Raw genomic sequence first — 12,465 nt, forward strand, 5'->3', positions numbered from 1 at the left:
AGGGAAATACTCAAACACGCCGCGTGGCGTCGCCCCACTGATCGCGCAGGATACGCCGCCCGACCGAAGTAATCCGCCCTTCCAGACAGGCGGCACATTGTCCGGCACTGTCGTCGAGACAGGGTTTTCCGTCGTAGAGCGTGTATTCGCGCCGCACATGCAACGGCGTCGCCTGCGGCATGATGACATTGGCACCATAGCGCAAGCCCTGCTCGCGTCCATCGGGCGCCAGCGTCTGCAAGGCCGTCGTCGCGGCGATGTTGATCGACGGCAACAGCAGGCGGGTTGCAGCGATCATGCGCAAGGCGAGCGTCATGCGCGCTGGCACGTCGCGCACCGACGCCGAGTGCATCGGCGTCTGCTCGTGCGGGATGTACGGTCCCATGCCGATCATGTCGGCGCCGATGTCGCGAAAGAAGAACAGATCGTCGACAAGATCGTCGACCGTTTGTCCCGGCAAGCCGATCATGACGCCCGTCCCGACGCGGTAACCGATCGCCTTCAGCGTTTTCAGGCAGTCGACGCGCGACGCGTAACGCTGTTCGGCCGGATGCAGCGCTGCGAACAATCGCGGCGACGAGGTCTCCATGCGCAGGAGATAACGATGCGCACCGGCCTCGTACCATTCGGCATAGGTTTCCGGCGATTGCTCGCCGACGCACAGCGTGATGCCGACGCCTTCGCGCAGCGCGTCCGAACGCGTCGCCGCCTTGATCGCGCGCACAGCCTCGGTAACGAAAGCCGCGAACTTCTCGTCGCGCCGTTCGCCCGACTGAAGCACGACCGAACCATAACCCTGTTCGCCGCACCAGCGCGCCGTCTCGACAATCTCATCAAGCGCGAGCGTGTAGCGCGTCGGCGCCCGGTTGCTGCGGCGGATGCCACAGTAATAGCAGTCGAGCGTGCAGCGATTGGAGAACTCGATCAACCCACGCAGCCGCACCGTATCGCCGCAGTGCGTGAGCAAGGCCTGTTCGGCCGCCTGCCGGATGACCTCGACCTCATCGGCGAGATCCGTCGCCAGGATGCGCCGCAAGGTCTCGCGATCGGGCACACCCGATTGCAACCGGGCCACCATCGCCTGCGCCTCGACGCCGGGCGCGGTCACCGCCGTCTTGCGCACGAACTGGACCGTCGCCGTCGTCATCGGGCGCTCCCGGCCATGCCACGCCGATACGCATCGAGGGCAGCGGGGAAACATTCGAGCGCACGCTCGATGACGCCCTGCGAGACCGAAATGGCCATTCCGTAATTGGTCATCGGCACGCCCTGTTGCGCCGCGCGATATTGCCGCACGAGGATCTGCTTGCGCGTCACTGTACAGCCGCCGCACTGCACGATCAGCGCGTACGAACTCAGGTCCTCGGGAAAGTCCTTGCCAGAACGCACTTCGATGTCGAGATTGCCGCCAGCATACTGACGCAACCAGCGCGGAATCTTTACGCGGCCGATATCGTCGGCGAGCGCGTGGTGCGAACAGGCCTCGGCGATCAGCACCTTGTCGCCCGGTTTCAGGCGCGAGATGGCACCGGCGCCTTCGGCCAGGCCGATCATGTCGCCCTTGAAGCGCGCCATCAGGATCGAGAACGTCGTCATGCGGATGTCGGGCGGCGTATCGGCCGAAACCTTGTTCACCACCTGCGAATCGCAGACGACAAGCCGTGGCTTGTCGCTCATGCGAGCGAGCGCCGCGGCGAGTTCGCGCTCCTTGACCATCAGACCGACGGCATCGCTGTCGAGAATGTCGCGCATCGTCTGCACCTGCGGCAGGATCAGGCGACCTTTCGGCGCGCCGAGATCGATCGGCACGACAAGCACGACGAGATCGCCGGGGCCGATCAGATCGCCGACCAGGCGCGGATCTTCGATGCTGCTCTCCGGCGCCTGCCGGAACAGCGCTTCCTTGACCCGGTCGATGCCGCGCCCGGTAGCCGCCGAAATCGAAACGGTCTCGATCGCCTCGGCCGCGAGTTGCGCCAACTGCTCGGCCGGCGGCTCGCCAAGATCGCTCTTGTTGAAAACGATGGCAAACGGCGTATTGGCGGCGCGCAGCGTCGCCATCAAATCGCGTTCGGTCGCGGTCATTCCACCGGCATCGACAACGACGAGCGCGACATCGACGCGTTCCAGCACCTGGCGCGTCTTCTCGATACGCAGCGCGCCAAGATCGCCTTCGTCATCGAGACCGGCCGTATCGATGAAGACGACGGGGCCGAGCGGCGCCAGCTCGAAGGTCTTCTCGACCGGGTCGGTCGTCGTGCCGGGCTGGTCGGAAACGATGGACACCGACTGGCCGATCAGCGCATTCATCAGCGTCGACTTGCCGCTGTTACGACGGCCAAATATGCCGATGTGCAAGCGCAGGCCCTTGGGGGTTTCCAGCATGTTCAATCCTTCAGTCTCTGATTCGGCGGATAGCCCAGCGCCGTCATCGCATCGACCGAGAGCAGACGATCGAGCACCGGCTCGCCGAGCAGGCCGCGGGCAAGGACGACGGCGCGGATCGTCTGTCCGGTAGCTTGCGCTTCCTTGGCGACCTCGGCCGCGAGATCGTAACCCAGCGCCGGTACCAGCGCCGTCACCTGCGCGTGCGAGTGTTCGAGTAGATCGACACAACGTGCCGCGTCGGCCGTCATGCCGGCGATACAACGCTCGCGGAAGAGCGTGTCGGCGCGTTCAAGCAGGCTCAGATTGCCGAGCAAGGCGTGCGCCACGAGTGGCAGGAACGCATTCAGTTCGAGTTGGCCGGACTGGGCCGCCGCAGTCACCGCCGCATCCTGCGCGATCACCTGCAGCGCCGCCTGTCCGACGGCCTCGCAAATAACCGGATTGACCTTGCCCGGCATGACACTCGACCCGACCTGCATCGCCGGCAGGCGCAGCTCGCCGAAACCGGCATGCGGCCCGGAGGCCAGCAGGCGCAGGTCGGAAGAAATCTTGAAGAGATTGACCGCATGCGCCTTCAGAATACCGGACACCTCGACAAGCGCATCGGCATTCTGCGTCGCATCGACAAGATTTTCGGCGCGGGCGAGGTTCATCCGCGTCAGCTCGCGCAGCGTCTCGGTCGCCCGGAAAATATAATCGCGCGGCGCCGTCAGCCCGGTGCCAATCGCCGTGCCGCCAAGATTGACGACACGGATGCGCTCCTCGCACTTGAACACGCGCCAGCGGTCGCGCCCGAAGGCTTCGGCCCAGGCTGAACACTCGGCACCCAGCGTCATCGGACAGGCGTCCTGCAACTGCGTGCGGCCGACCTTGAGGATCGCCGCGAATTCGCTTTCCTTCGCCTGAAACGCTGTCTGCAAGGCCGCGATTGCCGGCTCCAGCCGCTTCAACCCTTCGATGACCGCAATCTTCAAGGCGGTCGGGAAGACATCGTTGGTCGACTGGTGCAGGTTCACATGATGCAGCGGATGCACGCGGACGTAGCGGCCGCGTCGCCCGCCGAGCAATTCTTCGGCACGATTGGCGATCACCTCGTTGACGTTCATGTTCAGCGACGTACCGGCGCCGCCCTGCAGTGCGTCGACGATCACCGCCTCGCGGTGTTGGCCATCGGCCAGTTCGTTCGCCGCCTGGGCGATCGCCTGCGCCACCTCGGCATCGAGATAGCCGAGCGCCGCATTGGTGCGGGCGCAGGCCAGTTTGACGAGCGCGACGGCGCGAATCAGCCCTGAATGACAGGGCTGTCCGCTCAGGGAAAAGTTCTCGCGCGCCCGGGCCGTGTGAATGCCGTACAGCGCGTCCTGCGGCAACTCGAACGGCCCCAGCGAATCGGTTTCCGTCCGCATGCTCGCCTCCCTGTCCTCAGCAGAAAACGTCCCGCTTGCCGGCCTTGATGTGCGACAACATCTTTTCGGCATTGCGTCGCGCTTTGGTACCCATCTTGTCGAGTTCGCAATCGATCGCCGCCTCACCGGCGCACCGCGTCTCTTCCTTGGCGTAATCGATCAGATATTCCTGGAAGGTCGTCACGGCGTTCGGATCGCACTTGAGTTTGATGAGACCCGGCTTGGCCAGATCCATGAAATCCTGACCGGTTCGTCCGAGACGATAACAGGCGGTGCAGAACGACGGGATAAAGCCCGACTCGGCCAGGTCGGCGATGACCTCTTCGAGCGAACGATGGTCGCCAAGCTGGAACTGCCCGGCCGCATGCGCGTTCGCATCCTCGCCCTCGCTGTAACCACCCGGATTGGTGCGGCTGCCGGCCGAAATCTGCGACACGCCAAGCGCATAGCACTCGCGCCGGATCGCCGTCGACTCGCGCGTCGACAGGATGATGCCGGTATAGGGAACGGCGAGCCGCAGAATGGCGATGATCTTCTTGAAGTCGGCATCGCTGACCGCGGCCGGCGGCGCCATCGAGAGATCGGAACCGTCCGCCGGCTCCATGCGCGGCACGCTGATCGTATGACAGCCGACACCGAACACATCTTCGAGATGCTGGATGTGCTGCATCATGCTGAGAATCTCGAACCGCCAGTCGTGCAGCCCGAACAGCACGCCCATGCCGACGTCGTCGATCCCGGCCTGCATGGCCCGGTCGAACGCAGTCACGCGCCAATCGAAATCGCGTTTCTTGCCGGAAAGATGCACCGCCGCATAAGTCTCGCGGTGGTAGGTTTCCTGGAAAAGCTGGTAGGTGCCGATCGAGGCGTCCTTGAGCAACTTGAACTCGTCGACCGTCAAGGGCGCCAGATTGACGTTGAGTCGGCGGATATGGCCATGCTTCTCGGTCACGTCATAGACGGCACGAATGGCGTCGAGTACGTAGTTGAACCCGCCCTTCGCCGCCGAATAGCCCTCGCCAGCCACCATCAGCAGGCGCTTGTGCCCCTGCCGCACGAGTTCGAGCGTCTCGCGGCGGATGCCGTCCATGTCGAGCGCCGTCCGCACCAGTCCCTTGTTGGTCGACCGGAAAGCACAATAGGTGCAATCGTTACCGCAAACGTTGGAAATATACAGCGGCGCGAACAGGACCATGCGATGGCCATAAATCTGTTCCTTGACCGTTCGCGCCGTTTCGAACAAGGCCTCGGCCAGATCGGGAGAACCGATCTGGCATAGCGCCGCCACGTCGGCAGCATCGAGCCCCTTGAGCTCGCGGGCCTTTGCCAGCACCTCGCGAATTTTTCCTTCGTCGCACTTGGCAGTTTGAAGCAGATTCCCGACTTCACTTGCCACCAACCAATCCCGAGCCGGGAACTCCTTCATATCAACCCCTGCCTTGTTTGCTGAGTTCGCTCCAGGCGGCATCGATATCGGCATCGATTCCGCAGAGGCGAGCGGTGTACTTCGTGTGCAGCATGTGATGCGCTTTCTCCGAATGCGGCGCTTCAAGATACTCGGCATACAGCCGCTTGACCTGGCTGTTGTTGTGCGACTGCCGTACCTTGGTCTTGCGATCGATGTTGAAGATCGTCTCGCGGCGCTTCATGGCATATGGAATATACGCCTTCTTCGAACGCAAGGTACCGCCGCCATCGACGCAGCCACCCGGGCAAGCCATGATCTCGATGAAATCGAAATCGGCCCTGCCGCTCAGCACCGCCTCGACCAGCTCGCGCGTGCCCTTGAGACCGTGACACATCGCCACCTTGATCTCGCCGTACTGCCCGCCGAGATTGACGTTGGCCGAGCGGACGTTCTCGAAGCCGCGCAGCTGCGACACTTCGATATGCTCAAGCTCCTTGCCATTGACGACGTAATACATCGTCCGCACGGCGGCTTCCATGACACCGCCGGTGGTGCCGAAGATCGCCCCGGCACCCGAGTACTCGCTCATGAACGGATCGTCATAGAAGGACGGTTCCAGTTGCTTGAGATCGATCCCTTCGCGCCGCAGGAGCCGTGCGAATTCACGCATGGTCAGCACGACATCGACATCGGGAACGCCGTGCGTCGCCAGTTCGCCGCGCGCCGCCTCGCCCTTCTTCGCCGTGCAGGGCATGATCGAGATCACGCGCATCTTGGCCGGATCGATGCCGCGCTTCTCGGCCAGATAGGTCTTGATCACCTTGCCCATCACCTGCTGCGGCGAACGCGTGCTCGACAGCAGCGGCAGGACATCGGGATAGTGCTTCTCGGCGAAATTGATCCACGCCGGACAGCAGGAGGTGAACACCGGGCGCTTCTTCTCGGCCAGTTTGCCGAGCAGTTCGGTGCCCTCTTCCATGATGACGACGTCGGCGGCGAAGTTGGTGTCGAGGATGATATCCGCGCCCATCTTGCGCATCGCGGCGATGATCTGCCCTTCGACGTTCGTCCCCGGCGGCAAGCCGAATTCCTCGCCGAAGCCGACACGAATAGCCGGCGCGGTCTGGAAGACGGTGACGATATCGGGATCGGCCAGGTAATCGAGCACGTCCTGCGTCTGGTCGCGTTCGGCCAAGGCGCCGGTCGGACAGACCATCACGCACTGACCGCAATTGACACAGGGCGACACATCGACCGCGCCACCTTTCAGGCGTATGCCCGCGGTATTGCCCCAGCCGGTCAACTCAAGCGCGTCGACGTTCTGCACTTTGCGGCAGACGGCGACGCAGCGCTGGCAGCGGATGCAGCGACTGCGGTCATAGACGATCGGCTGCTTGCCGTGATCCGGTTCGAGATTCTCCCAACCCTCCGTGTAGTGGAAGCGCACCTGCTTCAAGCCAACTGCATTGGCCGTCGGCAACAACTCGCAGTTACCGGTGCGCGGACAGGAAGCGCAGTCCTGATGGTGATCGGCCATGATCATTTCCATCTGGAGTTGCCGCATTTCCTGCACCTTCGGCGTACGCGTCCGCACCTGCCAGCCTTCGACCATCGCCGTATCGCAGGCGGTCAGATGCTTGGGTTCCGTATCGTCGTCCGACTCGACCTCGACCAGGCAGACCCGGCAGGTCCCCGGTGCGTGGTCGATGTCATTCAGTTCGCACAGCGTCGGAATGTAAATGTCGTTGCGTCGCGCCACGTCGAGGATGGTCTCATTGGCCTCGAAAGCGACTTCTCTTCCATTGATAAAGGCTTTCATTCGATCACTCCGCGAGGACGGTTTCGTTATTGGAAATCAACGGTTCGCGTGGCAGATGTTTCTCGGTCACCACCGAATAGAGCCGGTAACAGCGCAGGCACCGGCTGGCTTCCTCATAGGCACTCTGTTTGGAAATGACCTGATCGACCTCGTCAAAGTTCTTGACGCGCTCGGCCGCATCGAGCTCCGGCATGACCGCACGGTCTTTGTGCGGCGGCGCAACCTCGAGACACTCGTCGGCCAGCAGCTTGTTTTTCGACAGCAGATTCTGGATTCTCCGCTCAGGCCGCACATAGACGTCGCCGCTGAGGAGGAAATCGCGAATGCTTGCCGCCGCCCGTTCGCCCTGGTCCAGCGCATGCACCAGGGTCAATGGCCCGAGCACGCAGTCGCCACCGGCGAACACACCCTTGCGCGTCGTCTCAAGCGTATCGGCATTGACGACGATACAGTTCCAGCGATCGAGCTCGATGCCCTCGCCGGGCTTCACCACGTTGCGCTCGACCTGCTGGCCGATTGCCGCGACGACGAGATCGCAGGGCATCGTGTACATCGAATCGGGCACCGGTTCGATATTCCAGCGGCCTTTTTCGTCGCGCCCCTTGGTCTGCATTTCGACCATTTCCAGCGCGGTGACGGTGTTGTTTTCGACCATCAAGCCGGTCGGCGTCGTCAGGAAGTGGAAGATGACGCCCTCATGCTGCGCGGCGATCACTTCCTCGCGCTCTGCCGGCATGTCTTCCTCGGTCCGACGATAGACGAGATGCACCGACTTGGCACCCAGTCGCAGCGCCGAACGTACGCAGTCCATGGCGACGTTGCCGCCGCCGACGACGACCACGTCGCCTTTGACCTCGAACGGAACGTCGTGCTCGACCCGCTGATGGACCTTGAGCAGGAAATCGACGCCGGTGATGTAGCGATTCAATCCCGGATACTCGTTCTTGATGCCGAAGCGCGTGCCCTGGCTGGCGCCGTACGCGAGGAACACCGCGTCGTAGCCCTTGCCGAGCAGTTCATCGACGGTGAAATTCTCGCCGAGCACCTTGCTGTAGAAGAAGTTTCCGCCCAACTGGCGAATGATGTCCTCGCTCTCGGCCTTGAGCACGTCCTTGGGCAGGCGGTAGCTCGGAATACCGACCGAAGCCATGCCGCCGGCGGCGCGCTGCGCGTCGAACACGTCGACCTTGATGCCGCCGAGCAGCAGTTTATAGGCGCAGGTAATGCCGGCAGGACCGGCGCCGATGATGGCGACGCGCTTGTCATGTTGTACCGGACTCGGCTGGAAATGCAGGCGATTATTCAGAATCGCCTGATCCGCCGCATAGCGCTTCAGCATGCGGATTCCGACCGGCCCTTCGGCCTCCTGGCGCCGACACGCCGATTCGCAGAAGCGCACGCAGACACGTCCGCAGGTCGCCGCCATCGGATACTTGTCGAGAATCACCCCGAGCGCATAGTCGAACTTGCCGCCCTTCACCCCGTCGATATACTTGGGCACATCGATCTTCGACGGACAGGCTTCGACGCAGGGTGCCGTCGTATAGACGAAACTGTGTTGAAAGACGGCCTGGGCTGGCGTCAGTGGTTTGAATTCATCACGGAAATGTTCGAGTGCGTCGAGCAGGCTGCGCGCACAGGACTGGCCCATACCGCAGAGCGACGTATCGGTGACCTGACGCGCCAGTTCGGCGATGTCGTCGAGCACGCCCGGATCGGCCTGATTGGCAGCGACTTCGCGCAGCAGGTCGCGCATCCGCTGGGTACCGACTCGACACGGCGTACAGCGTCCGCAGGACTCTTTTGCCGCTTGTGCCATATAAGCACGAAAAGCTTCGACCAAACTGGTTTCGCGATCGAAAACCATGAAGCCCCGGTCGGCGATGAACGCCTTGGTCGGGTTATGCGGCGCAAAATCTTCGAGACCTTCCAACACCGGGGGCGGCATGCCCTGCGGCGCGTTTCGGAAATCGTGCACCTTCCCATCCCAGATACCATATATAGAAGTACTCACCACGTCCCCCTGAGAACACATCGGCCTTAGCCTGAAAAACTGTCGAACGACCCTTTCCCTTGTGTACTGCCACTGCATCAGTCCGTGAAGCCCAACCATCCTGCCATCATAGACCCGAAATCGATTCTCGAAGCAAGATCGGCAAACCACAAACGACAATTTGGCAGATGTTTATTCCAAAAAAGAACTTATCCGCCAATATCGAAAATATCACGATACAAAACGAAAGAACTTAGCCGCTAATTAAACTCATTTTTTTCCAAAAAGAAAATCCTATTTTCATAATTTCAAAACTCAATATACGAAATCACATTGTGCAATGCTGGAACAAGCACGCTTCTCACCCAAGCCAGCACCGCTTGTACACCCATCACCCGAACACGCCGTCCAGGCAATTGAGTTAGCGGCCAAGACAAACGCATTTCCGGAGGCAAACACCAAAAATTCACAACAAGCGTTGACACGCCGCCAAAGGCACGTATAATGCGCGCTTCTTCGACGTCGCAAGCAGCTCGGCGACACAGAAGGCGCGTAGCTCAGCTGGTTAGAGCACCACCTTGACATGGTGGGGGTCGTTGGTTCGAGTCCAATCGCGCCTACCAATTTTAAAAAGCCAGAGCCCGTCTCTGGCTTTTTTCATTTCTGGGGTTGAAACATGCCGGTCATTACACTGCCTGATGGTTCGCAACGGGAATACGCGCAATCGGTGACGATTGCCGAAATCGCACAAAGCATCGGCACCGGCCTAGCCAAAGCCGCCCTTGCCGGCAAGATCGACGGAAAGCTCGTCGACACCTCCTACCGTATCGAAGCCGACGCACAGGTCGCGATCATTACCGACAAAAGCGATGAAGGCATCGACATCATCCGTCACTCGACGGCGCACTTGCTGGCCTATGCGGTCAAGGAACTCTTCCCCGATGCACAGGTGACGATCGGTCCTGTCGTCGAAAACGGCTTTTACTACGACTTCGCCTACAAGCGCCCATTCACGCCGGAAGACCTCCTGGCCATCGAAAAACGCATGGCGGAACTCGCCAAGCGCGATCTGCCAGTCACGCGCGAAGTCTGGAAACGCGATGACGCCACGGCATTCTTCAAATCGATCGGCGAACACTACAAAGCCGAACTGATTGCCGCGATCCCCGCGGGTGAAGACGTTTCGCTGTACCGCGAAGGCGATTTCGTCGATCTGTGCCGCGGCCCGCACGTCCCGTCGACCGGCAAGCTGAAGGTCTTCAAACTGATGAAGGTTGCTGGCGCCTACTGGCGCGGCGACCACCGCAACGAACAGCTGCAACGCATCTACGGTACCGCCTGGGCGAAGAAGGAAGACCAGGAAGCCTACCTGACGATGCTTGAGGAAGCGGAAAAGCGCGACCACCGCAAGCTCGGACGCCATCTTGACCTCTTCCACCTGCAGGACGAAGCCCCGGGCATGGTGTTCTGGCACCCCAAAGGCTGGGCCATGTGGCAGCAGATCGAGCAGTACATGCGCCGCGTCTATCAGGACAATGGCTATCTTGAGGTGAAGTGCCCGCAGATCCTTGACCGCACGCTCTGGGAAAAATCCGGCCACTGGGCGAACTACAAGGACAACATGTTCACCACCGAATCGGAGAAGCGCGACTACGCGATCAAACCGATGAACTGTCCGGGCCACGTCCAGATCTTCAACACCGGCCTGCGCAGCTACCGCGACCTGCCGCTGCGCTATGGCGAATTCGGCTCCTGCCACCGCAACGAACCATCGGGTGCGCTGCACGGCATCATGCGGGTCCGCGGCTTCACGCAGGACGACGGTCACATTTTCTGTACCGAAGACCAGATCCAGTCGGAAGTCACCGCTTTCAACGCGCTGGTCCGCAAGGTTTACGCCGATTTCGGCTTCAACGACATCACGGTCAAGCTGGCGCTGCGCCCGGAAAAGCGCGTCGGTGCCGACGACGTCTGGGACAAGGCCGAAGACGGTCTGCGCGAAGCGCTGAAGTCCTCCGGCCTCGCCTGGGAAGAACTCCCTGGCGAAGGCGCATTCTACGGTCCGAAGATCGAATTCCACATCAAGGACGCGATCGGTCGCTCCTGGCAGTGCGGCACGATCCAGGTCGACTTCTCGATGCCGCAACGATTGGGCGCCGAGTACGTCGGCGAGGACAACGCCCGCCACACGCCCGTCATGCTGCACCGCGCGATTCTCGGCTCGCTTGAACGCTTCATCGGCATTCTCATCGAGAACTGGTCCGGCGCGCTGCCGCTTTGGCTGGCGCCGGCGCAGGCGGTGGTTCTGAACATCTCCGAGAACCAGGCGCAATATGCTGAAAATGTTGCAAAAACGCTACGTGAAGCAGGTTTCCGGACCGAGGCGGATTTGCGCAACGAGAAAATTACCTATAAAATACGAGAACATAGCTTGAACAAGTTGCCGTATCAGCTTGTCGTGGGCGACAAGGAAATGGCAGCAAACATGGTTGCCGTGCGTACACGCGGCGGTCAGGATCTCGGGCAGATGACGCTTGAGACGCTGATCGGGCGACTTCAGAACGAAGTCGCCGCGCGAAGTGGCACGGCTTAATTTTTGTCAGATCAAGGAGCTTAGCCATCGCACTGCAAAAGACGCAACGCATCAACGAGGAAATCAACGCACCCGAGGTCCGTCTAGTCGGCGTCGAGGGTGAAGCGCTCGGAATCGTGAGCGTCCGGCAAGCGCTGTATCTGGCGGAAGAAGCTGGCGTTGATCTGGTGGAAATTGCCCCGATGGCGCAACCGCCAGTTTGCCGAATCATGGATTTCGGCAAATTCAAATATCAGGAGCAAAAGCGCCAGCACGAGCAGAAGCTCAAGCAAAAACAGATACAGGTCAAGGAAGTCAAACTTCGGCCGGGCACGGACGAAAACGACTACCAGATCAAGCTGCGCAATATGACGCGTTTCTTGCAGGACGAAGACAAGGTAAAAGTGACGCTGCGTTTCCGCGGTCGCGAAATGGCGCACCAAGAAATCGGCATGCGGCAGATTGAACGCATCAAGATCGATTTGCAGGACTATGCGACGGTCGAGCAGATGCCCAAGATGGAAGGCCGCCAGATGGTGATGATTCTGGCGCCGACGAAGAAGAAGTAAGAGTAACGAGCAGTTTTGTAGTTGTAGTACCCAAGTGGCATCAGGTTAACAAGCATTCCCGCCGGGAAACACCTGCCGCCATGGATAAAAGAGGAGCATTCAATGCCCAAGATGAAGACCAAGAGTGGCGCCAAAAAGCGCTTCAAGGTCAGTTCCAGCGGCCGCATCAAGCGCGGCCAGGCGTTCAAGCGCCACATCCTGACCAAGAAAACCACCAAAGGCAAGCGCCAGTTGCGTGGTATGACCGGAGTGCATGACTCCGATAAGGCCATGGTTCACGCCATGCTGCCCTACGCGTAAGGAGGAAGAA

The 12,465-nt window shown here is 60.8% G+C and carries 9 protein-coding genes and 1 tRNA gene; 4 read left to right on the forward strand and 6 right to left on the reverse strand.

Going from position 1 to position 12,465, the window contains the following annotated elements; translation table 11 throughout:
• Positions 1 to 10: 10 nt before the first annotated feature.
• From hydE to BLR25_RS03845, 6 genes are read right to left on the reverse strand one after another with little or no spacing between them, the layout of a single operon-like run.
• Positions 11 to 1,147, reverse strand: a complete 1,137-nt coding sequence (hydE, locus tag BLR25_RS03820) for a [FeFe] hydrogenase H-cluster radical SAM maturase HydE (protein ID WP_091933870.1) — start codon at positions 1,145 to 1,147, stop codon at positions 11 to 13.
• Positions 1,144 to 2,385, reverse strand: a complete 1,242-nt coding sequence (gene hydF, locus BLR25_RS03825) for a [FeFe] hydrogenase H-cluster maturation GTPase HydF (protein ID WP_091933873.1) — start codon at positions 2,383 to 2,385, stop codon at positions 1,144 to 1,146. Before hydF ends, hydE begins: the two co-directional genes overlap by 4 nt.
• Positions 2,386 to 2,387: 2 nt before the next feature.
• Positions 2,388 to 3,794: an aspartate ammonia-lyase gene (locus tag BLR25_RS03830; protein ID WP_091933876.1), complete on the reverse strand. Its 1,407-nt coding sequence runs from the start codon at positions 3,792 to 3,794 to the stop codon at positions 2,388 to 2,390.
• A gap of 16 nt (positions 3,795 to 3,810) precedes the next feature.
• Positions 3,811 to 5,190, reverse strand: a complete 1,380-nt coding sequence (hydG, locus tag BLR25_RS03835; RefSeq protein WP_245715463.1) for a [FeFe] hydrogenase H-cluster radical SAM maturase HydG — start codon at positions 5,188 to 5,190, stop codon at positions 3,811 to 3,813.
• A 31-nt stretch (positions 5,191 to 5,221) separates the two neighbouring features.
• Complete coding sequence (locus BLR25_RS03840; RefSeq protein ID WP_091933883.1) at positions 5,222 to 7,021, reverse strand: [FeFe] hydrogenase, group A; 1,800 nt, start codon at positions 7,019 to 7,021, stop codon at positions 5,222 to 5,224.
• Positions 7,022 to 7,025: 4 nt separating this feature from the next.
• A complete protein-coding gene (locus tag BLR25_RS03845; protein WP_091934692.1) occupies positions 7,026 to 9,035 on the reverse strand; it encodes an FAD-dependent oxidoreductase in 2,010 nt (669 codons plus the stop codon).
• A 525-nt stretch (positions 9,036 to 9,560) separates the two neighbouring features.
• Between BLR25_RS03845 and BLR25_RS03850 the strand changes: the two genes are divergently transcribed.
• The 4 genes from BLR25_RS03850 (at position 9,561) to rpmI (ending at position 12,455) form a co-directional block, all read left to right on the forward strand.
• Positions 9,561 to 9,637: transfer RNA gene (locus BLR25_RS03850), tRNA-Val, on the forward strand.
• A gap of 53 nt (positions 9,638 to 9,690) precedes the next feature.
• Positions 9,691 to 11,607: a threonine--tRNA ligase gene (gene thrS / locus BLR25_RS03855; protein WP_091933887.1), complete on the forward strand. Its 1,917-nt coding sequence runs from the start codon at positions 9,691 to 9,693 to the stop codon at positions 11,605 to 11,607.
• 50 nt (positions 11,608 to 11,657) lie between these two features.
• Entirely contained in the window at positions 11,658 to 12,155 is a 498-nt protein-coding gene (gene infC / locus BLR25_RS03860; RefSeq protein WP_425438677.1) for a translation initiation factor IF-3, read from the forward strand.
• 102 nt (positions 12,156 to 12,257) lie between these two features.
• Complete coding sequence (gene rpmI, locus BLR25_RS03865; protein WP_091933893.1) at positions 12,258 to 12,455, forward strand: 50S ribosomal protein L35; 198 nt, start codon at positions 12,258 to 12,260, stop codon at positions 12,453 to 12,455.
• Positions 12,456 to 12,465: the final 10 nt, after the last annotated feature.

This window comes from Propionivibrio dicarboxylicus (assembly GCF_900099695.1).
GTDB classification, from domain to species: Bacteria; Pseudomonadota; Gammaproteobacteria; order Burkholderiales; family Rhodocyclaceae; genus Propionivibrio; species Propionivibrio dicarboxylicus.

Bases quoted from the DNA above. Each gene is read 5' to 3' on its own strand.
- hydE (WP_091933870.1), bottom strand. From the start codon at position 1,147: ATGACGACGGCGACGGTCCAGTTCGTGCGCAAGACGGCGGTGACCGCG.
- hydF (WP_091933873.1), bottom strand. From the start codon at position 2,385: ATGCTGGAAACCCCCAAGGGCCTGCGCTTGCACATCGGCATATTTGGC.
- BLR25_RS03830 (WP_091933876.1), bottom strand. From the start codon at position 3,794: ATGCGGACGGAAACCGATTCGCTGGGGCCGTTCGAGTTGCCGCAGGAC.
- BLR25_RS03840 (WP_091933883.1), bottom strand. From the start codon at position 7,021: ATGAAAGCCTTTATCAATGGAAGAGAAGTCGCTTTCGAGGCCAATGAG.
- thrS (WP_091933887.1), top strand. From the start codon at position 9,691: ATGCCGGTCATTACACTGCCTGATGGTTCGCAACGGGAATACGCGCAA.
- rpmI (WP_091933893.1), top strand. From the start codon at position 12,258: ATGCCCAAGATGAAGACCAAGAGTGGCGCCAAAAAGCGCTTCAAGGTC.